Annotated in this window: 18 protein-coding genes and 3 pseudogenes; 9 read left to right on the forward strand and 12 right to left on the reverse strand. The window is 60.2% G+C overall.

The window, feature by feature from the left end:
• Positions 1-150 precede the first annotated feature (150 nt).
• From ROSERS_RS06270 to ROSERS_RS06280, 3 genes are all read left to right on the forward strand, one after another.
• A complete protein-coding gene (locus ROSERS_RS06270) occupies positions 151-1,908 on the forward strand; it encodes an ABC transporter ATP-binding protein (protein ID WP_041334862.1) in 1,758 nt (585 codons plus the stop codon).
• A 54-nt stretch (positions 1,909-1,962) separates the two neighbouring features.
• A complete protein-coding gene (locus tag ROSERS_RS06275; RefSeq protein WP_011955977.1) occupies positions 1,963-2,907 on the forward strand; it encodes a Uma2 family endonuclease in 945 nt (314 codons plus the stop codon).
• Positions 2,908-3,144: 237 nt separating this feature from the next.
• On the forward strand, positions 3,145-4,125 hold the full coding sequence (locus tag ROSERS_RS06280) for a deoxyhypusine synthase family protein (protein WP_011955978.1): 981 nt from the start codon (positions 3,145-3,147) through the stop codon (positions 4,123-4,125).
• Between the two features lie 1,116 nt (positions 4,126-5,241).
• Here the strand turns inward: ROSERS_RS06280 and ROSERS_RS06290 are convergent.
• From ROSERS_RS06290 to ROSERS_RS06305, 3 genes and pseudogenes are all read right to left on the reverse strand, one after another.
• A pseudogene (locus ROSERS_RS06290) lies at positions 5,242-5,589 on the reverse strand (IS5 family transposase); the annotation flags it as partial.
• Positions 5,589-6,646 (reverse strand): IS5-like element ISRfsp3 family transposase gene (locus ROSERS_RS24785; RefSeq protein ID WP_085979421.1). Its coding sequence is split into 2 segments (ribosomal slippage): positions 5,589-6,115 and positions 6,115-6,646, totalling 1,059 coding nucleotides; the frame shifts between segments, so codons are not numbered across the junction. The gene ROSERS_RS24785 and the pseudogene ROSERS_RS06290, both read right to left, overlap by 1 nt.
• A gap of 48 nt (positions 6,647-6,694) precedes the next feature.
• Positions 6,695-7,196, reverse strand: a pseudogene (locus ROSERS_RS06305) (IS5 family transposase); the annotation flags it as partial.
• Between the two features lie 99 nt (positions 7,197-7,295).
• Between ROSERS_RS06305 and ROSERS_RS06310 the strand changes: the two are divergent.
• The 3 genes and pseudogenes from ROSERS_RS06310 to arsM all read left to right on the forward strand — a co-directional run bounded on the left by ROSERS_RS06310 (position 7,296) and on the right by arsM (position 9,936).
• Positions 7,296-8,454, forward strand: a pseudogene (locus ROSERS_RS06310) (IS256 family transposase).
• Positions 8,455-8,632: 178 nt separating this feature from the next.
• A complete protein-coding gene (locus tag ROSERS_RS06320; RefSeq protein ID WP_041333156.1) occupies positions 8,633-8,998 on the forward strand; it encodes an ArsR/SmtB family transcription factor in 366 nt (121 codons plus the stop codon).
• Positions 8,999-9,087: 89 nt separating this feature from the next.
• Positions 9,088-9,936, forward strand: a complete 849-nt coding sequence (arsM, locus tag ROSERS_RS06325; protein ID WP_011955981.1) for an arsenite methyltransferase — start codon at positions 9,088-9,090, stop codon at positions 9,934-9,936.
• A gap of 66 nt (positions 9,937-10,002) precedes the next feature.
• On the opposite strand, the gene arsJ is transcribed toward arsM, so the two are convergent.
• The 9 genes from arsJ to abc-f form a co-directional block, all read right to left on the reverse strand.
• Positions 10,003-11,301, reverse strand: a complete 1,299-nt coding sequence (arsJ, locus tag ROSERS_RS06330; protein WP_011955982.1) for an organoarsenical effux MFS transporter ArsJ — start codon at positions 11,299-11,301, stop codon at positions 10,003-10,005.
• A 124-nt stretch (positions 11,302-11,425) separates the two neighbouring features.
• Complete coding sequence (locus tag ROSERS_RS06335) at positions 11,426-12,436, reverse strand: ArsJ-associated glyceraldehyde-3-phosphate dehydrogenase (protein WP_011955983.1); 1,011 nt, start codon at positions 12,434-12,436, stop codon at positions 11,426-11,428.
• Between the two features lie 28 nt (positions 12,437-12,464).
• On the reverse strand, positions 12,465-13,241 hold the full coding sequence (locus ROSERS_RS06340; RefSeq protein ID WP_011955984.1) for an arsenate reductase/protein-tyrosine-phosphatase family protein: 777 nt from the start codon (positions 13,239-13,241) through the stop codon (positions 12,465-12,467).
• A gap of 21 nt (positions 13,242-13,262) precedes the next feature.
• Positions 13,263-14,027, reverse strand: coding sequence for a metalloregulator ArsR/SmtB family transcription factor (locus ROSERS_RS06345; protein ID WP_011955985.1), 765 nt, complete (start codon positions 14,025-14,027; stop codon positions 13,263-13,265).
• A gap of 90 nt (positions 14,028-14,117) precedes the next feature.
• Complete coding sequence (locus ROSERS_RS06350) at positions 14,118-14,954, reverse strand: sugar phosphate isomerase/epimerase family protein (protein WP_011955986.1); 837 nt, start codon at positions 14,952-14,954, stop codon at positions 14,118-14,120.
• Positions 14,955-14,977: 23 nt separating this feature from the next.
• Complete coding sequence (locus tag ROSERS_RS06355; protein WP_011955987.1) at positions 14,978-16,219, reverse strand: glycosyltransferase family 4 protein; 1,242 nt, start codon at positions 16,217-16,219, stop codon at positions 14,978-14,980.
• Complete coding sequence (locus ROSERS_RS06360) at positions 16,176-17,075, reverse strand: hypothetical protein (RefSeq protein ID WP_011955988.1); 900 nt, start codon at positions 17,073-17,075, stop codon at positions 16,176-16,178. Before ROSERS_RS06360 ends, ROSERS_RS06355 begins: the two co-directional genes overlap by 44 nt.
• On the reverse strand, positions 17,050-17,544 hold the full coding sequence (locus ROSERS_RS06365; protein ID WP_011955989.1) for a GIY-YIG nuclease family protein: 495 nt from the start codon (positions 17,542-17,544) through the stop codon (positions 17,050-17,052). Before ROSERS_RS06365 ends, ROSERS_RS06360 begins: the two co-directional genes overlap by 26 nt.
• A 64-nt stretch (positions 17,545-17,608) precedes the next feature.
• The gene (abc-f, locus tag ROSERS_RS06370) at positions 17,609-19,588 is read right to left on the reverse strand and encodes a ribosomal protection-like ABC-F family protein (protein WP_011955990.1); all 1,980 of its coding nucleotides are present in this window, start codon (positions 19,586-19,588) and stop codon (positions 17,609-17,611) included.
• 144 nt (positions 19,589-19,732) lie between these two features.
• Here abc-f and ROSERS_RS06375 point away from each other — a divergent pair, with 144 nt between their 5' ends.
• The 3 genes from ROSERS_RS06375 to ROSERS_RS06385 all read left to right on the forward strand — a co-directional run bounded on the left by ROSERS_RS06375 (position 19,733) and on the right by ROSERS_RS06385 (position 21,976).
• Positions 19,733-20,314, forward strand: a complete 582-nt coding sequence (locus ROSERS_RS06375; protein WP_232282779.1) for an RNA polymerase sigma factor — start codon at positions 19,733-19,735, stop codon at positions 20,312-20,314.
• Complete coding sequence (locus tag ROSERS_RS06380) at positions 20,311-21,456, forward strand: anti-sigma factor family protein (protein ID WP_011955992.1); 1,146 nt, start codon at positions 20,311-20,313, stop codon at positions 21,454-21,456. The genes ROSERS_RS06375 and ROSERS_RS06380 overlap by 4 nt, the downstream gene beginning before the upstream one ends.
• A gap of 157 nt (positions 21,457-21,613) precedes the next feature.
• A complete protein-coding gene (locus ROSERS_RS06385) occupies positions 21,614-21,976 on the forward strand; it encodes a hypothetical protein (RefSeq protein ID WP_041333159.1) in 363 nt (120 codons plus the stop codon).
• Positions 21,977-22,008 lie beyond the last annotated feature (32 nt).

The raw sequence follows: 22,008 nt of genomic DNA on the forward strand, positions 1-22,008 counted from the left end.
AGTTGATGCAGTAACGGATGGAGAATCTCAACGCGTCCGGCTTTCCTCCGAAAGCGTATGCTATACTGAAACTCCTGTTTGCAACGCCTTCATTTTGAGAGAAAGATACGCCCTATGATCAACCGGCAATCTCGCAATTCACGATGCGCGGTGGATGTCATACCGGTGCGCACGGTTGACTGGCGTCGCTTGCTGCACTATCTGCACCCGTATCGTCGCCACATGCTGGGTGCGCTGCTGGCGCTTGCGGGGGCAAGCGCGATCAATCTCGGTTTTCCACTGGTCATCGTGCAGTTGCTGGAGGCTGTTTTGCAGCAGGGCGACCAGACGTTGCTGACGAATCTGACGCTGGCGTTGATCGTCCTCTTTTTTGTGCAGGCGTTCCTGACGTTTCTCCAGGGGTATATCTTGAACGTCGTCGGTGAGCGGATCGTGCTTGATATGCGGGTTCAGTTGTACCGCCACCTGCACACGCTCTCGTTGAGTTTCTTTGCCAGCCAGCGCGTCGGCGAAATCGTGTCGCGCATCTCCAGCGATGTTACACAGGTGCGGTCGATCCTGACGAATAATGTCACCCAATTCCTTTCGAGCATCGTCGCGCTGTTCGGTGCGATCATCATCGTCTTTCTGCTCAATCCGCGCCTGGTGGGGTTTGTGCTGGCGCTGGCGATCAGCGTCGTCACCGTGGCGGCGGTCTTTGGTCGCTGGCTGCAACGCTTCAGCACCCGGGTGCAGGATGAACTGGCAGATGCGACGGTGGCGGTCGAAGAGGGGTTGCAAGGGGTGCGGGTGGTCAAAAGTTACGTCCGTGAGTCGTATGAAACCGGGCTTTATGAGCGCGCGATGCAGCGCACCCTGAAAGCGGCGCTGCGTCTGGCGCTGCTGCGATCGGCATTTGGCGGACTGATGGCGTTCCTGGGGTTCAGCGGCATCGCGGCGATCCTGTGGTTCAGCGGCAGCGAGGTGCTGGCGGGGCGCATGTCATTTGCGACGATCAGCGGTTTTCTGATCTATGCGATTACCATTGGCGCCAGCCTGGCGCAACTCTCCGGGTTGTACGGTCAGTTCCGCGAAGCAGTGGGCGCAGTGCGGCGCGTGTTCGAGATTCTCGATACGCAACCGACAATCAAAGATGCGCCGGACGCGCGCGTTCTGCCGCCGGTGCACGGCGAGATCGTGTTCGATGATGTTTCGTTTGAGTACGAAACCGGTCAGGGAGTGTTGCACAACATTGCGCTTGCTATCCAACCGGGCGAGATCGTGGCGCTGGTTGGTCCGAGCGGGGCAGGTAAAAGTACGCTGTTCAATCTCATACCGCGCTTTTACGACCCGACATCCGGGCGGGTGCTGATCGACGGGTATGATCTGCGTGATGTGACGCAGCGCAGTCTGCGGGAGCAGATCGGTCTGGTTCCGCAGGAAACGATGCTGTTCGGCGGGACGATCCGCGAGAATATCGTCTATGGGAAACTGGATGCGAGCGGAGAGGAGATCATCGCGGCGGCAAAGGCTGCGAATGCGCACGATTTCATCATGGCGATGCCGCGCGGATACGAGACGCTGGTGGGGGAACGCGGCATCAAGTTGAGCGGCGGGCAGCGTCAGCGGATCGCTATTGCTCGTGTGATGCTGAAGAACCCGCGCATTCTGCTGCTCGACGAAGCAACCAGTTCACTCGATAGCGAGTCGGAGGCGCTGGTGCAGGAAGCGTTCGAGCGCCTGATGCGCGGGCGCACGTCGGTCATTATCGCGCACCGTCTCAGCACCGTCTCGATTGCCCACCGGATCGTTGTGCTCAACCACGGGCGCATTGTCGAGCAGGGGACGCACGAGGAGTTACTGGCGAACCAGGGATTGTATGCGCGCCTCTATGCCTTGCAGTTCCGCGAGGGAGTGATGGTGGGGTGACGCGATGGCAGGCTGGAGGCTGATGAGGATTGAGAATCTGTTATACTACACCCTATGACGACCACCACGCCACAACCGGTTCCCCTCACTGACGCCGACGCCGACCCGTTCCGCTACGGGTGGCGTCTCGTGCCGCGTCCCACCCCCGATAATCCCCATCACCTCGAACAGGTGCCGCTTACTCTTGACGACGTGCTCCATCCTGAAGTGGGAGACTTCATTGTGCACAGCGATCGCCACGAGACCGACCGGATGTACCTCACCGCTGTGCTGCGCGCGCGCCTGGAGCCGTCCCGTCGGGCGATTGTGCTCAGCGACGTGCGCATTGCGTGGGACCTCCCCGACCTGCGCGCACACGGACCGGACGTGATGGTCATCCCCGGCGTGCGCAAACGGCGCAACTGGAGCACGTTTGAGGTGGCGGTCGAACGGGCGCGCCCGGCGCTGATCATTGAGATCGTCTCGCTGGATGCGCGTGAGAACGATGTGGTGATCAAGGTGGAGCAGTACGCGCGGGCGGGAGTGGCGCAGTACGTGATTGTGGACGATACGGGGCGAGGCGGGACGCGACGGTTGCGTCTGCTCGACTATCGCCTGGAAGGTACGGCGTACCGGTTGCAGGCGCCGGACGCCGACGGGCGGGTGCATCTGGCGATTGCCGACGTATGGCTCGGAATACGGCGCGACCACGTGGTCTGCTATGACGCGGCGGGGCGGGAGATCGGGGACTATGTGACGGTGGTGCGGCAGGCGGCGAAGGCGGAAGCGCGGGCGAAGCAGGCGGCGGTGCGGGCGAAAGAAGCGGCAGCACGGGCGCGGCAGGAAGCAAGAGCGCGGGAAGCCGAAGCGCGCGCACGGGTGGAGGCGGAGGCGCGCGCGCGGCAGGAAGCCGAAGCGCGGGAAGCCGAAGCACGGGCGCGGGCGGAAGCCGAAGCGCGTCTGCGCGCGCTACGCGAGCGTCTGCGAGCGCTGGGAATTGAACCAGACGATGCATTGTGACGACAGCTTGTGGCGCTCCATCGCACTGGTCAATCCCTGATTATTGAGACGGTTGTGAGCGATGTTGCATTGCTGGCGAAAACAGTGCATGTCGTGAGGAGATCAGTCCCCCTCATTTGGAGAACATCTTCCCGATCTGACCAGAACAATATTCCTTTCGCAGATGAACCACACCTGATATGATAGTGTGGTATGCATATTCATTGTCATATTCGTTGAAGGCAGAAGGAGGTTCCTATGAACAGCAGTGGACCGGTCAGTCAATTTCTGCGCCATCACTTTCGTCATTTCAACGCCGCAGCGCTGATCGATGCCGCCGAAGCATATCGCGCGCACCTCGACAAGGGCGGGAAAATGATGGTCACGCTTGCCGGGGCAATGAGTACTGCTGAACTCGGTCTCTCGCTGGCAGAGATGATCCGTCAGGACAAAGTGCATGCCATCTCGTGCACCGGCGCCAATCTGGAAGAGGATATCTTCAACCTGATCGCCCACGATTTTTATGAGCGCGTGCCGCATTATCGCCACCTCACCCCTGAGCAGGAGCAGGAGTTGCTGGAGCGCCACATGAATCGCGTCACCGACACCTGCATTCCTGAAGAAGAAGCGATCCGTCGTCTGGAAGGGGCGTTGATCGAAGAATGGACGCGCGCCGACCAGACGGGAGAGTCCTTTTTTCCGCACCAGTTCCTCTATCGAATCCTGCGTTCAGGCGCGCTGAAACAGTACTATCAGATCGATCCGCGCGACTCGTGGGTCTACGCGGCGATGGAGCGTGACCTGCCGATCTATGTTCCGGGTTGGGAAGACTCGACGACCGGCAATATCTATGCTGCGCACTGCATTGCTGGCGACATCAAGAATGTGCATACCGTGCGCGGCGGGATCGAGTACATGATCGACCTGGCTGACTGGTATACCAGAACCTCAGCCAGACATTCGATCGGATTCTTCCAGATCGGCGGCGGAATTGCGGGGGATTTCCCGATCTGTGTGGTGCCGATGCTGCACCAGGACCTGCGTCGCACCGATGTGCCGGTGTGGGGCTATTTCTGCCAGATCAGCGATTCGACGACCAGTTATGGTTCGTATTCGGGTGCAGTACCGAATGAAAAGATCACCTGGGGCAAACTGGCAGTCGATACACCGAAGTTTATCATCGAGTCGGATGCAACAATCGTTGCTCCGCTCATCTTTGCTCTGGTGTTGGGATGGTGATTCCTTCCTGCGTGTACTGTTGATCAGGTGTCTGATGCTAGAGCCGGATAAACTAAAATAGCCTTACAACGCCGCCCAACACGCGCTTGCACCTGACGCTGCTCTGCTGCGCCTGGCAGCGCAGGTGGAGCGCTAACCGTTGGGTATTGCGCGATATAGCAGTGCTCAGATACGTTGACCCTTGCCTGGATTTCTGGAGCGTTCGATCTTCGTGCGCCTCCGGCGGGCTGATGGTCTTTGAACAATTACTCCGGTATAGCCCGCGCAGGCGGGCTTCGCCTTGGCTAGCCGAGGGCTGATGGTCTTTGAACAATTACTCCGGTATAGCCCGCGCAGGCGGGCTTCGCCCTGGCTAGCCGAGGGCTTCAGCCCCACGGCTAGCGCGGGATAATTGTGCGCTTTCCTTCTGCTGTAAATGACCCCGATCGTCTAAAAAGCTTCGCAGGCATCACCCTTGTTGACGCAATGCTAACATACTATCAAGTAACGATCGGGGGTATTAACGGACGTGGAAATACTGCGAGCACCGACGTGTCTCTCTGCATTGGAGACAGTGGAGTGGCGAACGCGGGAGGTATTGACTCTGTCCGGCAGCATCTAAAGCTGTATCTCAAGTAAATCGGCAATAAGGATATGTTTCAGTGCGTCGCAGCACATATTGAACCATTACTTGTTTTTTTGCCACGTTGAACATTTATACCATCATATAGGAGGCGAATTATGATCACTCGAGATAAGGTCTACTTCAGCCTTGCGATGGTCACTTGCATCATTCAAGCGACTGGCTTACTTGTCACTCTTGCGGGCAGTGTAGTAGATGAAGGTCGGGGTTTCTACATATTCTGGATCAGTATCTGCATAGCAGTTCTACTGCATGGATTTATTTTAGCAACCTCATCTCGTTCTTTCGTACTATCCTCTAAGTATGCTGTGTCCGCCGTCTTAATCAGCACAGCATCCTTGGTTGCTATTATATTTCTATTCCTTATCAAAATGTAGTCGAGGTTAAAGGAGGCTTGAAGGTGTATCCTTGTTTCTGTAAATTGAGGGAACGGGCCTGACCGAGAATGGCGGGTTCGGGTGTATCCTTGGCGTTGCTAAGAGCGTGATCAAAAACTAACATCTCGGATAGAGCCGATTCAGGAGCATTGCAATAGAACCGAGATAAAGAAAGGCTTCGCTTGATTCTGGGTTGCGGTTGTTGCGGCGAATAATTATTCGCCGCAACAACCGATTGCGTCCCGCCCACGCAATCGAGCGTTCCACCACCCATCGCTTCGGAATGACCGCAAATCCCGTTTGTCCAGGCGGTTTTTCAATAACATTCAGGCGTATCGCCGTGTTCTGTTGCAGCCATTCATCTAACCCTTTTTTGTATCCCTCATCCACGCGAATCTCGCGCATCCGGGGAAATGAGTGATGATGCGCGGCGAGAAGCCACTCGGCGCCTTCAGTAGACTTCATCAAGATTCGTTTTGATTTTTGGACTGCTTTTTGCGTTTCAGCCAAATTCGGAAGTTATGCAGCCCGCAACATGTTTCCATGACCATATCCCGAAATTCGGAACAACTGAAGCGGATAATGTCGTGAATGATTCGATACCGCTTGATATCGCCGATAACATGTTCAATACGAACGCGAACGGATGAGATACGCCGGTTTTCCTCCTTTTCCTGCGGCGTGAGGGTTCCATTGCGCGGCTTCTTCTTTGGCTGCATAATCTGGACGCCAGGCAGGGTAAATCCTTGAAATCCGGCGTCTTGATAGAGAATGCTCGCGTTTGGAAGGGTGTATCCCGCTTCATCCGCAATACATTTATCGTGGACCCTTCCTTCGTAGGTGTCACTCAAAAAGTGAATAGAGCCAAACTCATCAATGATGAGAACGTTCTTAAGCGTATGTCGTTTCTTCTTACCGCTGTAATACAACTCCCGGTCGACTTTGTCGCTTGGACGGCGAATGGGACGTTCTACGCCGTCATGGATAAAAAGGGGGGCGCTTTTGTCGCATGCGACGGTTCTTCACACGACGGTTCTTCACACGACGGTTCTTCACACGACGGTTCTTCACACGACGGTTCTTCACACGACGGTTCTTCACACGACGGTTCTTCACACGACGGTTCTTCCTGCAATCGCCTCGCCAGGTCGTCGGCAGTGCGCGCAGGCAGGAGATTTTGCTGTGAAAGCGCATAGTTCAGCGCTCCGTGCAAAAGATGCACCCATTTGCTTACGTTTGATTGGCTCATTTGAAAGAGGTGTCCGTGCATCACTTGCGTTGGGTTTTGTTTTAAGTAGGTCAAAATAAAGAGCAATTTATCTTCTGTTGTCGGAAGCGGCGAGTTTGCATACGAGACGTAGCGACGACAATATCGGACGCGGCCATCAATCGTGCGACGTTTCATATACGCTTCAAATGCGGCGTGGAAGATCGGAACCAGCGCGTGGAACTCTTCAACGGTCAGTCCGGTCATAGAGCGTAATTTCTCCGGATTTTCGATAATGGATCGATACTTACACATCGTTTTTCTCCATTTTCAGATTGTACAAAAATAGTATATCACTAAATCTTGATGATGTCTAGTATCCGAAATATCGGCGGGATGGACCAACACGCGCAACAAGAACCCATTTGTATCAACCCAGAATTGCCGTTTGCGCCCGTTGACCTTTTTTTCCCCCATCGTCGCCGCGTTCTCCGCCTGCTTCGGTCGTTTTGACGGATTGGGAGTCCAGGACGCTGATGGACGGCTCCGGATCGCGATTCAACGCCTGTCGCGCCAGTTTCCGCAGCGTATCATTGATTTTGATGAATGTTCCATCACGATTCCATTTGTCGAAATAGGAGCGAACGGAACTCATTGGCGGAACATCTTTCGGAAGCATGCGCCATTGGCAGCCCGTACGATTTTTGGAGAGCAGCGCGTTGACGATCGCGCGGCGATCAATTTCGGTCGGACGCCCGCCGTTGGGCGACGGCGCGGTGACGAGTGGCGCGATAGCGGCCCACTGTTCATCGGTCAGATCGGTCGCATCCTTGGTTGGATAGGATCGAAGCGCACGTCGTGGCATACGAAATTGCTCCTCATCAGAACGGCATGGTCGCCATCATGATACCACAAATCCGGTTTTCTGATCGCCCTCTAAGACAACCAAGAAAGGAACACCCGTATGACCCGCCAGAGCGATTGTACCCTCTCCCCCGACCTGGTGCAGCTGATTGCCGACCAGGGATTGGACGCATTATCGGAACTGATACATATTGTCATCAACCATGCCATGCAAGCCGAACGCAGTCACTATCTCAACGCCGAAGTGCACGAACGCACCGCTGAGCGGCGCGGCTATGCCAACGGCTCCAAACCCAAAACCGTGACCACCCGCATGGGCCAGGCAACCTTTGCCGTACCGCAGGTGCGCGACAGCAGTTTTTATCCCCAGGCGCTGGAGAAAGGGCTGCGCAGCGAGCGAGCGCTCACCCTGGCGCTCGCCGAAATGTACGTCCAGGGCGTCTCGACGCGCAAGGTGGCCGCGATCACCGCGCAGGTGTGCGGTCTCGAACTGACTGCGACCCAGGTCAGTCGCGCGGCGGCCCAGTTGGATGCCGCGCTGGAACAGCGGCGCACCCGTCCGCTGGCGGCCTGCCGCTATCTGTGGCTTGACGCGCGCTACGAGAAGGTGCGCATTGATGGGCAGGCGCGTGATGCCGCCGTCCTGATCGCCATGGGGCTGCGCGACGATGGCAAACGCGTCATTCTGGGCCTCTCGGTCGCGGTTGGTGAACACGAAGCGCATTGGCGCCAGTTGCTCCAGAGTCTGGTGCAGTGCGGCCTGACCGGTGTCCAGCTGATCGTCAGCGATGCCCATGAGGGACTGCAAGCGGCGCGCCGCGCGGTGTTTGGCGGCGCGCCCTGGCAGCGCTGCCAGTTCCATCTGCAACAGAACGCGCAGGCGTACGCGCCGCGGCAAGAACTGAAGGCCGCGCGGCAGCCGATATTCGCGCGATCGTCACCGCACCCAATCGCGCCGACGCCGACAGCCTGCTGGCGCGTAAGTGCAGAAGTACGCCAAAACCGCATCCAAGCTGGCCACGTGGCTCGAAACGGCCATTCCGGAGGGCTTGACGGTGTTTAACCTGCCGGCGGCGCACCGCACGCGCCTGCGCACCGTGAACGCGCTGGAACGGCTGAACCAGGACATCCGCCGGCGCACCCGCGTGGTGGGCGTCTTTCCGAATGAAGCGTCCTGCCTGCGCCTGGTGACCGCGCTGGCCATGGAAACCAGCGACGAATGGGAGGCTGGCAAGGTCTATCTCTCGTTGACTGACTGAACGTTTGTTCGACATATGCAACGTCATGTTGGTATACCACGAATCAATTTACAGAAAAATACTTGACTGATCAGACATATGGCGTGCGTCCGGTGATGTCTATCGGGCAACAGAAAAATCTGGAACATATTGACATTCTTCAATATGAATGGTATACTCCTGCGCGATGGATCAAGCAATGCCACATCACGATAGCCTCGAACGCGAGCGCGGTACGCGCTGTTGCGCCGATCTTGTCGCTCCTCGGTTCAGCCCGGCTGAAGCGCAACGGTTGAGCGAGGACTTGCAGATCCTGGGGCATCCGGTGCGTCTGCTGATACTCGATGTGCTGACGCGGCATTCCGGTCAGGTGTGTGTGTGTGACCTCGAAGCGGCAGTGCCGGTCAAGCAACCGACTGTCTCGCACCACCTGCGGTTGTTGCGCGAAGCGGGTCTGGTGGAGGCGGAGCGCCATGGTCCGTGGATGTACTACTTCATTTGCCGTGATGCGCTGGCGGCGTTGCGCACGCGCATGATGCGCGTGCTGGCAGTGCTCGAGGAGTGACTCTTTTTTTGCCCGATCATATTGATGATCTTCAATATGATGCATGGTGGGATGAATTCGCGTATGTGCAATATGGAAGGAGTTGTTCGATGTCCTACAAGCAGGCTTCCTCGGAAACCATCAAAGAACAGGTGCGTCGGCATTATGCGGAGCGCATTCAATCCGGCTCGTGCTGCGGCTCTCCGTCTGGAGGCGGTGGCGACGCCGTCCCGACCGAGATCGCACTGTATGGCGAAGAAGTGATCGCCGCGCTGCCATCCGGTGTTGTAACCACATCGTTTGGGTGTGGCAATCCGGTTGCGCTTGCATCGCTGCGAGAAGGTGAAATCGTGCTCGATCTGGGGTCAGGCGGCGGTCTCGATGCACTGCTGGCTGCGCAACGTGTTGGGGTCGGAGGGTATGTGTACGGAGTCGATATGACCGACAATATGCTGGCAGTGGCCCGTCGCAATGCGGAAAAAGCCGGGGTTGCCAACGTCGAGTTCCTCAAGGGCGATATCGAGAACATCCCACTTCCTGCGAATATCATCGATGTGATTATCTCCAACTGTGTCATCAATCTGACACCGGACAAGTCGCAGGCGTTGCACGAAGCGTTTCGAGTTCTCAAACCGGGCGGACGACTGGCAGTTTCCGATATTGTGATCGATGGCGATCTGACAGGGTTTCCTGTCACTGAGGAACAGATCCGTGCTGCGCTCGACTGGACCGGGTGTATTGCCGGGGCGTTGACCATCGATGAGTACCGGGCATTGTTGACGGAAGCCGGCTTCACCGACATTGCCATTACGGTGCAGCATCGCTCCACGATCGACGACGTCGGCGCTATGCTCGCCGGAGCGCCTGGAGACCTGAACGCGCTGCCGCCTGAGATGGTGCAGGGGCTGGTCGACTGTTTTACCAGCAGCATGATCGAGGCGCGCAAGCCGGGTGAGTGAGTGTGGTGAATGTGCGCTGCGACAGGCCCGGCGCGCGGCGTCATTGGCGCGCTGAGCCTGCGCTGACTAATCCCCGCCATCGCCAAATGCCGCCACCACCGGGGCGCCCGCCTCACGGCGCGGCAGCGCCACCGAAATGATCCCGGCTGCCAGCACGAAGGCGACGGCGAACCAGAGACAACCGACCAGCCCCCAGATCTGATACACTGCGCCGGAGAGCACGGTTCCCGCCAGGCGTCCCATAGCATTCGCCATGTAGTAGAACCCGACCCCCATCGCGGCTTTGTCGCTCTCGGTGTAGGCGAGAATGAGATAGGAGTGCACCGACGAATTCATGGCGAAGATGATGCCGAACGCAATCAATCCGGCGACGACGACCAGGGTCGGCTCGATGCCGCCGGCAAGCGCCACTGCAATGCCAGCCGGGAACGCTGCCAGAACGAATGCCAGCCACATCGCCGTCTGACCGTCCGGCACGCTGCCATGCGCGATACCCGCCTCATCGACCTGCATCCGGCGCTTGATAACCTCTGGCGCCGATGCCTGAACAAACCCGTAGCCGATGACCCAGATCGCCAGGAACCCGCCAACCTGCCAGAAGTTCCAGCCAAGAACAGTGTAAAGAAAGACCGGCAGCCCAACCACGAACCAGACGTCGCGTGAAGCAAAGAGGAATACCCGCGCGGCTGCCAGAATGTTAACGGCACGGTTGTGCGAAAACATCTGGCGGAACTTCGCCTTCTTGTCGGCTTTGCCGAGGTCGCCGCGCATCAGGATAGCGGTGACGACCAGCGCCGTAATGACCAGCCCCGCCAGAATGAAGATCGCGGTGCGAAACCCAACCAGGAAAAGGAGCAATCCGCCGACAAAAAAGCCGACGCCTTTCAGCGCGTTTTTCGAGCCGGTCAGTATCGCCACCCACTTGAAAAGGGTTGATTGCGCATCCTCGGCGACGATCAGTTTGATGGCGCTCTTGCTACTCATCTTGGTCAGGTCTTTGGCGATACCGGAGAGCGCCTGCGCCGCCATAACATACGGAACGGTCAGCCATACAGCGTCGGGGAGCGCCAGCATGCTCAGGGCAATGAACTGAACGCCGAGACCAGAAAAGAGGGTGCTCTTCAGCCCCATGCGCGCAGCCAGGTAGCCGCCGAACAGGTTGGTGATGACGCCAAAAATCTCGTAGAACAGGAACAGCATCGCCACCTGAAAGGGCGAATAGCCGAGCTGGTAGAAGTAGAACAGCACCAGCATACGGAGCGCGCCATCGGTGATCGTATCCGCCCAGTACGCGCCCGTCACCAGAATGTAGTTGCGCAGATCGCCCGATGCTGTCCGTGGTGCTGCAATATCAGCGGTTGCCACGGTTCCTCCTTGTTGCGGTTCAACGTTCAACGTTCAACGTTCAACGTTCAACGCTACAACGTTCAACCTTCAACCTTCAACCTTCCACGCCCAACCTTTAACCTTCAACGTTCAACCTTCAACCTCATTCCAGCGCCAGCGCCACCTTCCGCGCCAGTTCGACATACCGGTTCGCGTAGCCCCATTCGTTGTCGTACCAGGCGAAAATCTTCACCTGCGTGCCATTCGTCACCATGGTTGAAGGACCGTCGATGATCGCCGAGCGCGGGTCGTCCTTGAAATCAACCGAGACGAGCGGGCGATGCTCATACCCCAGGATGCCTGCCAGCGGTCCTTCGGCTGCAGCGCGGAGCAGCGCATTGACCTCGGTAATCGTGGTTGGACGCCGCACCTCAAAGACGCAGTCGGTGAGCGAGGCATTAAACAGCGGCACGCGCACGGCAATGCCGTCGAGTTTGCCCTGCAATTCCGGAAAGATCAGCCCAATGGCGGTTGCTGAACCGGTCGTCGTCGGGATCAGCGAGAGACCAGTGGCGCGCGCCCGGCGCAGATCCTTATGGGGTGTATCGAGAATGCTCTGCGTATTGGTGGCATCGTGGATCGTCGTGATCATACCGTGAACGATGCCGATCCCCTCGTGGATAACCTTGACAACCGGCGCCAGGCAGTTGGTGGTGCATGAGGCAGCGGTCAGGAGATGGTGCTCGTTGGGGTTGTACCAGTGGTCGTTTACTCCCATCACGACATTGAGCGCCCCATCTTTGACCGGCGCAGCAACAATGACCTTCCGCACGCCCGCGTTGAAGTAGGGTTGCAACGTCTCGCGGGTGCGGAACTTGCCGGTGGCTTCGAGCACAATATCGACGCCAGCAGCGCGCCAGGGGACTGCTCCCGGATCTTTGATGCTACTATACCCGATAGGAATGCCATCGATGATCAGTTGACCATTCTCGGTCTGAATATCACGTTGCCAGCGCCCGTGAACCGAGTCGAACTCCAGCAGGTGCGCTGCAGTTTCAACCGGTCCGCCAATCTCGTTGATGTGGGCAACGGTTATATCGGTCCAGCCCCACATCGCGCGCAGCGCCAGGCGCCCGATCCGACCGAATCCATTAATACCGATTCGCACAGGCATAGGTTTGTCTCCACTCCTCTCACGCAGATTATCGCATCACCGCCTGTTCACGTTGTTCACGCTCAAGCAGGATCTGGAGGTAGCGAATGCGCGTTGCCAGGATGGTTGCTGCCTGATGGAACGCGCGCCGCTTTTCCGCTTCATCTTCGACCGCTGCCGGATCTGGAATGCTCCAGTGAATGATTTCCTTCGCTTCTGGAAACACGGGACACGTCTCGCGCGCCCGGTCGCACACGGTGATCACCACATCGAAGTGTTGACCGAGAAATTCGTTGAAGTGTTTTGATCGCTGGTTGCGAATGTCAACATTCATTCCGTCCATCGTCTCGATAGCCAGCGGATGCACCTCGTCCGGCTGGCTTCCGGCGCTGAATGCTTCGATCGTGCCGTGACTGAAGGTGCGCAACAACCCTTCCGCCATCTGTGAGCGCGCGCTGTTGTGGGTGCAGAGGAACAGGACGCGCGGTTTTGCACGCTGCACCATCTCCTCTTCCACACCGGTGATCGCCTGCGCCAGCGCCGGATGGATCAACCGACCGGCGGTGAGATACCGCTGCTGCATCTGCTCCAGATCGAGATGGTAGTACATCTCGCCAGGGTGGACATCACTGGCGCGTGAGGCGACCAGTCCGGCGGATTGCAGGTCGGCAAGAGCAGCGGCAACGGTCTCCGGGGGTTGTTTGATTGCAGTGCTCAGCCCGATCAGACGTTCGTCGCTCCGCGCCAGCCTGGCAACCACAGCAAGGCGCGTGGCGTCGCCGAGCATGCGGAAGAAGGCGGCAGCTTCGTTCAGGGTGGCGTTCATGCTCCTCTCCTCTCGATCATATCAGTTTGTATTGATAGAAACCACCGACAACAGGTCGAGCAACCCCGCGACGCGCATGCGCAATTCATCACGGGCGGCGCGGAATGCAGCCAGACGTTCAGCCTCACCCCCTGATGCCATGACCGGATCGGGGATGCTCCAGTGCAGCTGGAATGGCGCGTGGAGCGTGGCTGCGCACTCTTCACGCGCCAGATCACATACGGTTACCACGATTGCAGGCGCAGGCGCAGCGACATCGGCAAGCCCCTTGGCCTGTTGATACCCGATGTCGATGCCTGCCTCCGCCATCACCTGCACTGCCAGCGGTTGCACCGTGGCGGGAAAGGTTCCGGCGCTGCGCGCGATCACGCGCCCGCCGCTCAGGTGCCGCAGCCACGCTTCGGCAATCTGTGAGCGCGCGCTGTTGTGGGTGCAGACGAACAGCACCGGACCGATGATGACCGCTGGTGGAGCGGTATGTCCAAGCGCCAGCGCACTGCCGACCGACTGCCACTGCTGCTGCAACGCAGCAAGATCGAGTGCGTAGTACAGCACCCGTCCATCGGCGTCACTCCGGTGGGTGCGCACCAGGCGCGCCTGACGGAGAATGCCAAGATGGTAGGAAACCAGGTTCTGCGGCAGATCGAGCCGCTCGCAGAGCTCGCCTACCTGCCGGTCGCTCCAGCGCAGTTCCCCGATCAGACGCCAGCGCGTCTCATCGCTGAGGAGTCGCAGCGCTTCCGGCATTGGCGGCGCTGATGGGTGGTGATGGTTGATGTCTGTCATTTCCGGCGCCTGTGTGTTTCCCTGCCGGGAATGAGTATAGCAGAGAACGAGGAAAATATCAATATGAATTGATAAATCATGTTTCCGGAATTACACCGACAGCGCCGTTTTCAGGCGTGCGACCGAATCGATCAACGCTTCGTCGGTGTCGCGCCCGAAGCCGCCCGATTTGGGAACGCCGCCGATTTCGAGAATGGCTGCGCCATGGTATCCGCGTGCAGTGAGGTCACGGAAGCGGGCGGCAAAATCGATGCTTCCCTGTCCAAGCGGCAGGTGATGGTTGACCGCTGGCAGTGGGGTGTCGGACACGTGCAGCAGGGTCATGCGCGGCGCAAGGTCGATCCAGTCGCCGAGTTCGTCGGGTGGGGTGTGGTTCAGGTCCCAGACGAATCCCAGGTCTGGGACGGCTTCCAGCGCTGTTGTGATTGATCCGATGTCGGCGAAGAGCGGTACATCGGGTTCGTTGTGTTCAAGCGCAAGGGTAAAGCCGTGGGTGCGCGCCAGGTTGACCCCCGCGCGCAGGTGATCGATCAGCATGTCTTCCAGGGCGCGCAGTTCATCTCTGCTCAGAAGAACTGCTGGCGCGAAGTGCCAGTGGACGTGGCGGATCGCCAGTGCGTTGATGGCGGGTAGATTGGCGCTCAGAACGTCGAGCGGCGTGGCGCCGGATTGGGTGCGTCCATGGGGAAGCAGGCGCACAACGATTTCCATGACGGCATGCATAGTATGCCTGGCGAGGATCTCGCCGATGGCTTGCGGTGAAGCGCCCAGGTAGGTCGCGTCAATGCCGCGTTCACGTCCGTGAATCTGGATGCACGCGCACCCCAGGCGTTGCGCAAAGGCGATTTCTTCCGTCGCCGGTCGCCAGTTGATCGGGAAGAGGCGCGCATTGATGCCAATGGCTATCGGTTGTTCGATCTGGTTCATAGGCGGCTGCACCCGTTCTTCTGCTACGGTATGTGCAATGTTCTGGATGGCGGCGTTGTGCTGGTTGGAACTTCATGCTCAAAAATTGCCGCCACTGTGCGTCGCGCCACGTCGTCCCAGCGGCAGTTTTCCAGCACCCAGGCGCGTCCGCGCGCTCCGAGTGCGCGCCGCAGCGCACGGTTTTCCAGCAACAGGTCGAGCGCTGCGGCGAACCCGGCAAATCCGTCGAAACTCAACCCGCCGCCACTGGCTTCGACGGCTTCACGGGTGACGTCGCAGTGGGCGTTGACCAGCGCTGGCGCTCCCTGCAACCATGACTCCATCAGCACAATCGAAAAACTCTCGTAGGTTGATGGTTGAATGAAGACATCGGCGGCAGCGTAGGCATCGTGACGTTCCTGAATGTCGACGTCGCCCAGGTCGAGGACGATGGGGCGCAGCGGCGCCGGTATCTCCACCGGGTCGCGTCCGGTCAGCACCAGGGTCAGCGGTGTTCCACGCCGCGCCCAGTATTCGCGCAAATACATGAGGAGCATCGGGAAGTTCTTTGAGGCGTCGCGTCGACCGGCATAGCGCAGAACCGCTCCGCGCAGCCCATGCCGACGGCGGAATGCAGCGCCGTCACCGCGCGGCGTCAGGTCGATCCCTTCGCCTGCCGTTACCACGCGATCAGGAGGGAGATTGTAGAGACGGAGGGCGAGTGCACGTTCGGCAGGACTGTTGGCAAGTACGCGCCGGGTATGGCGGAACATCCAGCGGTAGGTGGTGTAGCGGGCATACGGTTCGTCGTGCAGGCAGGGGATCAGATAGCCGCGTTCTCCCGCCAGCACAGTTCCCCAGAATGTGGTCGGAAATGGGTAGGGAATGAAAAGAAAGCGGCGTTTGTCGCGTTCGGCGGTGATTGCGTCGAGCAGTGCATCGCTCGACACGAGTGATGCCAGCAGACGCCGTTCGTGATCCGGGAAGGAGTTCCAGTCGGCGGGCTGTCCGATGCGCTGAACTGCCGGCGGGACGTATGGTTCGTGGGGAGCGGGGCGGGGTGGCGTGATCGGGAAGCGTCGCACCGGCACGCCATCGACCACGTCGGCGCCGGTGCGGTAGTGGGGAACCGGCGGGCTGAAGGAGTCGCGTCCGTTGGTGCTCCATACTTCAACCGGCGCACCAAGGGCGTGCAGGGCTGCGGCAAGCTGGCGCGCCTGCGTCTCAGCGCCGCCCGCAGTGTCAGGACCGAACCACGGGACGACGATGGTGATGATGTCGGGCATGGCGGTTGGCACGTGATTCTCGCATTCGCTGGCGGGAAGCCCGGAGGGCGGCGATGTCGGCGCGCAGAGCGGCATCAATGCGGATCAGACGGTGCAATGCGCCGGTCAATGCCTGATTGGCTGCATTTTGCTGCTCGACAATCGGGTTGATCAGCCAGCGCAGGTACTGACGGACGACGCGGTTGTGCAGCGCGACCAGTTTTTCGACAAATGTGCGCCCGGTGAGGGTCCAGTGGGCGCTGACCTGCTGGCGCGACTGCGCCTGGGTCAGGGCATCGTGCAGTTCCAGTTCGATGAAGCGCGCCGGAGGTTCTGTGGCAGCACGTGCGCGCACCTGTGCCATCAGTTCGTCATATGGCGGCGGGGCGGGCGGGTCTTCATCGGCGCCCTGCGCACCGTTCGCTGCTTCGACCGCCGGATCGTCTGCATCGTTCTCCGAATCTGCGTCTGTGGTTGCACCGGGCTGCATTGGGACGCTGGCTTCCTGTTGATCCGCCACCTGGTCTGCCAGTTCCTGATACGCTTCGGCGAGCAGGCGCAGCGTGCGCGCAGCGGCATCGTTGAACGCATTCTGCTGTTCGACGATCGGGTTGATGTACCAGCGCAGATAGCGCCGTACCACCTTATTGACCAGCGCGATGGCCTTCTGTGGCAGGGTGCGTCCGGTGAGGGGCCAGTGGGCGCTGACCACGCGCGTGATTTCGATGTCGTCGAGGCTGCGTTGCAATGCGCGGTGCAGTGGGTCGTCGATGCTCCGCTGGCGCGTCGCGCGTTGGGCGCGCACGGCTGTGCGCAATTGCTCAAGGATGGCGGCAATCTCCGGCGCACCATCAGGCTGGTGTGAGTTGACGGTCATGGAACGTATGCACCTCGATACTCAGGTGTGTGATACAGTCCGACACCTTCTCGATCCCCTGAAAGAGCGTCTCGGCAAGGGTGTGGGAGGAGGGTCGGACCGGCGAAAAAAACAGGTGACTCGTGCATGGGCTGTCGCTGGCGCCGAATCCCGGCGCAACCGGCTGAACGTCCGGCGCGGCGCTCAGCGCGCTGACCCACGCATGTTCCAGACGCACCGGGCAGGCGATGATCCATGCTTCTTCCAGTTCTCCATGTTCGCGCAGGTAATCGATATGCCAGTGTCGGCGCGTTTTCCGCCGTTTTGCGTGATACGCCAGGCGCGCCGGCAACCCGCCAGAACCAAAGGCGCTGCCGATGTACAGGTAATACCCGGCAGGAAAGTCCAGCGCACCGAGTTTCCCGACCGGCAAACCGACGACATCACGGTCGAGTCGCAGGATGAGCAGATAGGTTCCCCGCGCTGGCATATGTGCTTTCCTCGCTGGTCGACCGCAATGCGACGAGGGAGGCGGCTGCCTCTGCGGGCGTGCTTCATTCGTCTGCAATTGCCGCCCATTCATCGTACCGCACATTCAGGGTTTCTTGCAACTCGACCATTTCGATGCCGAGGGCGGTCACACGCGAAACATCGCCAGCGATACTTGCAGTCTGCAATGCTTCTTCGAGATGACGAAGTTTTGCTTCGAGGCTGGCGATTTCCTCTTCCAGCGCTGCCAGACGGCGCTGGCGACGACGTTCGTTCCGTTCCTGCTCGCGCGTGGTCGCGCGCGTGTCGGTGGATTCAGGGTGCGACTCAGACGCCGAAGCACGGGGGCGAACCGGTTGTGAAACGCTGGTTGGCGCTGCGGCGTCGTGTGCAGCACGATACCCGGAGTATGTACCGTCGAAAACCTCAATGGCGCCATCGTGCGCCATCCAGATCGTATCGGCGATGGCATCGACGAAGTAGCGGTCGTGCGACACAAAGAGCACCGTGCCATCATACTCGTTCAGCACCGTTTCGAGCGCCTCGCGTGCGTCGATGTCGAGATGGTTGGTCGGTTCGTCGAGCACCAGCAGGTTTCCTCCCAGCACCATTAACTGCGCGAGTGCGACTCTGCCACGTTCTCCGCCGGAGAGGTCGGCGATGCGTTTGTACACGTCGTCGCCGCTGAAGAGAAAGCGCCCCAGCAATGTACGCGCTTCGGCTTCTTTCATTTCTGGTCGAATGCGGCGGATCTCGTCGAGCACGGTCTGATCCATGCGCAGCCCTTCGTGCGCCTGTGCGTAGTAGGTGAGTCGGACGTTGTTTCCCGGTCGCACGCGCCCGCTCAGCGGCGGAAGTTCGCCAACGATCGTGCGCAGCAACGTCGTCTTCCCGCACCCATTCGGTCCCATAAGCGCCACGCGCTGCCCGCGCCAGATTTCGAGGTCGGGAATGCGCAGCAACTCCACGTGACCGGCGTCGTTCTGACCGTTGTGCGGGTGCGCATATCCCACGGTCAACCCTTCGATCTTCAGCACCAGATCGGCGCCGCGCGTCGTGGCGTTGAGTTTGAAGGCAATCTTCTTCTGCTGATCCGGGCGGGCGATCAACCCTTCGGTGCGCCCTGAACTTCCCTGCCAGCCTTCCTTCAACCGCTCCAGGCGCCGTTCGCGCCCGCGTGCCTGCCTGCTGAGCTGACTGTTCTTGAAGCGCCGAATGAAGTCTTCGGTGCGGGCGATCTCCTCCTGCTGCGCGCGGTACTGCTTCAGTTGCAGTTCGAGACGGGCGGCTTTCAGTTCCAGGTACCGCTGGTACGGCGCAGGATAGTCGCCGTCGAGACGGTTGAACGCCAGATCGAGGGTGCGGGTTGTCACCCGGTCGAGGAAGTAGCGGTCGTGCGAAACAACGATCAGCGTGCCGTCCCAATCGCGCAGAAAGCGTTCAAGCCATTCGAGCGCCGCCAGGTCGAGGTGGTTGGTCGGCTCATCGAGCAGGAGAACATCGGGGTCGGACAGGAGCGCAGCGGCGAGCGCGGCGCGGGTTTTCTGCCCGCCGCTGAAACGTGCAACCGGTTCGTGGCGTTGCGCTGCGGTAAACCCTAATCCGCTCAGGATCATGTCGATCCGCCGGTCGATATGGTAGCCGCCAGCGTGCTCGAAGCGGTGCAACACCTCGCCGTAGCGCGCCATCAACCGGTCGTGATCGGGATGATGGACATCTGTGAGCGCAGTTTCGAGCGCAGTGATCTCATTGCGCAGCGCATTGAGATAATCAAGCGAGGCGTGCATTTCTTCGAGCAGGGTGCGTTGTGTGGCGAAGCGCGCTTCCTGCGCCAGATACGCCAGCCGTGTGCCGCGCGCCAGGTGGACGCTCCCGCCGGTTGCCGATTCCTGACCGGCAATGATGCGCAGCAGGGTGCTTTTGCCCGCGCCGTTGACGCCGACAATCGCCGCTTTGTCGCCGCGCGCGATCTGAAAACTGACGTCGCGGAAGACCAGTTCGGCGCCGTAGTATTTGGTCAAACCGCTGACGGTGATGATCGACATGTCATGTTTTCCTGCCTGCTGCGCGATGTGCGCCAGCGCTTACGGGGGTGTTCCTGTCACAAAAACCGCTCCGGCGGTGTTTCAGGTATGATTATAACAAACTGCAACGTCAGGAACATGGCGGTAAGGGCAGGCGACCGGCATATGGCGGAGCACGAAAGCGACCAGACGCTCCTCGAACGGCTCAGGCGGGGTGATGAGTCGGCGTTCGACAATCTGTTCGTGCGCCATTATGCGGTGGTCTACCGGGTTGTGTACGGTCTGACGGGAACGCGGGAAGCAGCAGAGGACGCAGCGCAGGAGACCTTTCTCGCTCTCTACCGGCGTCCGCCTGCTCCTGATCAACCGCTGCGACCGTGGCTCTGCCGTGTGGCGCTGAATACTGCGCGCAATGCGCTGCGCGCCGAACGTCGTGATACGTTGCGCGTCGAACGAGCGGCGCTGGATGTCGTTGCCGCCGGTGAACCATCGGAGGCAGTCGAGCGCGCCGAAGAGCGTGATCGGGTGCGCGCTGCGCTTGCGACCCTGCCGCAACGCCAGGCGCGTCTGCTCCTTTTGCGTCACGCGGGGTTGTCGTATGCCGAAGTTGCTGCCGCGCTCGATCTTGCGCCCGGTTCGGTCGGAACGTTACTTGCCCGCGCCGAGCGCGCATTTGCTGAGGCGTATGCGCGCTGTATCTCGACTGGTGCGGCAGATCGGTCTGTTGGAAAGCAGGTGCAGTCATGACCGGATGCTACGATGACGGCGCATTGCGCGCCGGATTGGATGGCGAACTCCCGGCGGAGGCGTTGCGCGCGCAGCAGGCGCACCTTGCCGTCTGCGCCGCATGTCGCGCGCGTCGAGCGGAACTGCACGCACTGGCGGATCAGACGACATTGCTGTTGCACTCATTGCCGCCAGATGTCCCCGCAGCACTGGCTGCGGTGCGCCAGCAGATCGACCGGGAGCGACCGGCGTCTGCTGGCGGTCGTTCATTGTACCGTCAATCATCACAAAGGAGTATTTCCATGACCTCGACACGAGTATGGCGTCCCTGGATGGGATGGGCGGCTGCGCTGGCAGTCGTCGTTGCGCTGCTGGCATTGCCGCCGGTGCGCGCTGCTGCCGATCAACTGCTGAACATTTTCCGCGTCCAGAATGTGGTGTTCGTTCCCGTCTCACGTGAACGGATGGAGCAGTTGCAGCAACTCAACTTCGACGGCGAAACCCTGTTCGTTACGCCGCCGCAGCAGACCAGCGGATCGCGTGAGATGCGCAGGGTGGCGTCGCTCGACGAAGCGGCGGCGCTCGTCGGGTTCACGCCAGCTCAGCCCGGTCTGTCGCGTCCAATCACGCAGACCGAGTTTGCCGTCTCCGACCGCGCAACCTTCGAGTTTCAGGTGAACGTCGAATCGGCGCGTGAACTGCTCCGTCTTGCCGGTGTGAATGATGTTGTGCTGCCAGACGCGCTCGGCGCCGCGCCGATCGTGGCTGCGATGTCGCCCGCAGTGACTGCCCGGTATGCCGGCGACGGGTATGAGGTGATGCTGGTGCAGGGGGTCAGTCCGCAGGTCACGCTTCCCGACGGCGTGGAGATGCAGCAGTTGGGGTACGCCGCTCTGCGGATGCTCGGCATGGATGCGCGCCAGGCGGCGACACTGGCAGCACAGATCGACTGGCGCACCACGCTGGTCTTTCCCTTCCCGGCGGATATTAACTCGCTGCGGCAGGTGTCGGTCGGCGGGGCGCCGGGATTGCTGGTGAGCGGTGAGTACGACGGAGAGCGGTACCAGAGCCTCTACTGGCAGCGCGGCGAGCGGTTCTACGTTCTGTCGGGACGTGGTTTGTCCACCGACGCATTCCTGGCAGCGGCGGAGTCGGTGCGGTAGGGTTCAGGCACTCTCCTGACTGTCGGAATTGCGCGCCTGATACGGTGATGCGGGCGGGACGCGCGCGCACCCAGGCGAGACACGCGCGCACCCAGGCGAGACGCCCGCGCACCCAGGCGAGACGCCCGCGCACCCAGGACGCGCGCCTGATACGGTGATGCGGGCGGGACGCGCGCGCACCCAGGCGGGACGCGCGCGCACCCAGGCGGGACGCGCGCCTGATACGGTGATGCGGGCGGGACGCGCGCGCACCCAGGCGGGACGCGCGCGCACCCATGGCGCGCCTGATACGGTGATGCGGGCGGGACGCCCGCGCACCCATGGCGCGCCTGATGCGGTGATGCGGGCGAGACGCGCGCACCCAGGCGAGACGCCCGCGCACCCAGGACGCGCGCCTGATGCGGTGATGCGGGCGAGACGCGCGCGCACCCAGGACGCGCCTGATACGGTGATGCAGGCGAGACGCGCGCGCACCCAGGCGAGACGCGCGCGCACCCAGGACGCGCGCCTGATGCGGTGATGCGGGCGGGACGCTCGCGCACCCAGGCGGGA

This window comes from Roseiflexus sp. RS-1, from assembly GCF_000016665.1.
Classification (GTDB): Bacteria; Chloroflexota; Chloroflexia; order Chloroflexales; family Roseiflexaceae; genus Roseiflexus.

Bases quoted from the DNA above. Each gene is read 5' to 3' on its own strand.
- ROSERS_RS06275 (WP_011955977.1), top strand. From the start codon at position 1,963: ATGACGACCACCACGCCACAACCGGTTCCCCTCACTGACGCCGACGCC.
- ROSERS_RS06280 (WP_011955978.1), top strand. From the start codon at position 3,145: ATGAACAGCAGTGGACCGGTCAGTCAATTTCTGCGCCATCACTTTCGT.
- ROSERS_RS06320 (WP_041333156.1), top strand. From the start codon at position 8,633: ATGCCACATCACGATAGCCTCGAACGCGAGCGCGGTACGCGCTGTTGC.
- arsM (WP_011955981.1), top strand. From the start codon at position 9,088: ATGTCCTACAAGCAGGCTTCCTCGGAAACCATCAAAGAACAGGTGCGT.
- ROSERS_RS06335 (WP_011955983.1), bottom strand. From the start codon at position 12,436: ATGCCTGTGCGAATCGGTATTAATGGATTCGGTCGGATCGGGCGCCTG.
- ROSERS_RS06340 (WP_011955984.1), bottom strand. From the start codon at position 13,241: ATGAACGCCACCCTGAACGAAGCTGCCGCCTTCTTCCGCATGCTCGGC.
- ROSERS_RS06345 (WP_011955985.1), bottom strand. From the start codon at position 14,027: ATGACAGACATCAACCATCACCACCCATCAGCGCCGCCAATGCCGGAA.
- ROSERS_RS06350 (WP_011955986.1), bottom strand. From the start codon at position 14,954: ATGAACCAGATCGAACAACCGATAGCCATTGGCATCAATGCGCGCCTC.
- ROSERS_RS06355 (WP_011955987.1), bottom strand. From the start codon at position 16,219: ATGCCCGACATCATCACCATCGTCGTCCCGTGGTTCGGTCCTGACACT.
- ROSERS_RS06360 (WP_011955988.1), bottom strand. From the start codon at position 17,075: ATGACCGTCAACTCACACCAGCCTGATGGTGCGCCGGAGATTGCCGCC.
- ROSERS_RS06365 (WP_011955989.1), bottom strand. From the start codon at position 17,544: ATGCCAGCGCGGGGAACCTATCTGCTCATCCTGCGACTCGACCGTGAT.
- abc-f (WP_011955990.1), bottom strand. From the start codon at position 19,588: ATGTCGATCATCACCGTCAGCGGTTTGACCAAATACTACGGCGCCGAA.
- ROSERS_RS06375 (WP_232282779.1), top strand. From the start codon at position 19,733: ATGGCGGAGCACGAAAGCGACCAGACGCTCCTCGAACGGCTCAGGCGG.
- ROSERS_RS06380 (WP_011955992.1), top strand. From the start codon at position 20,311: ATGACCGGATGCTACGATGACGGCGCATTGCGCGCCGGATTGGATGGC.
- ROSERS_RS06385 (WP_041333159.1), top strand. From the start codon at position 21,614: ATGCGGGCGGGACGCGCGCGCACCCAGGCGGGACGCGCGCGCACCCAG.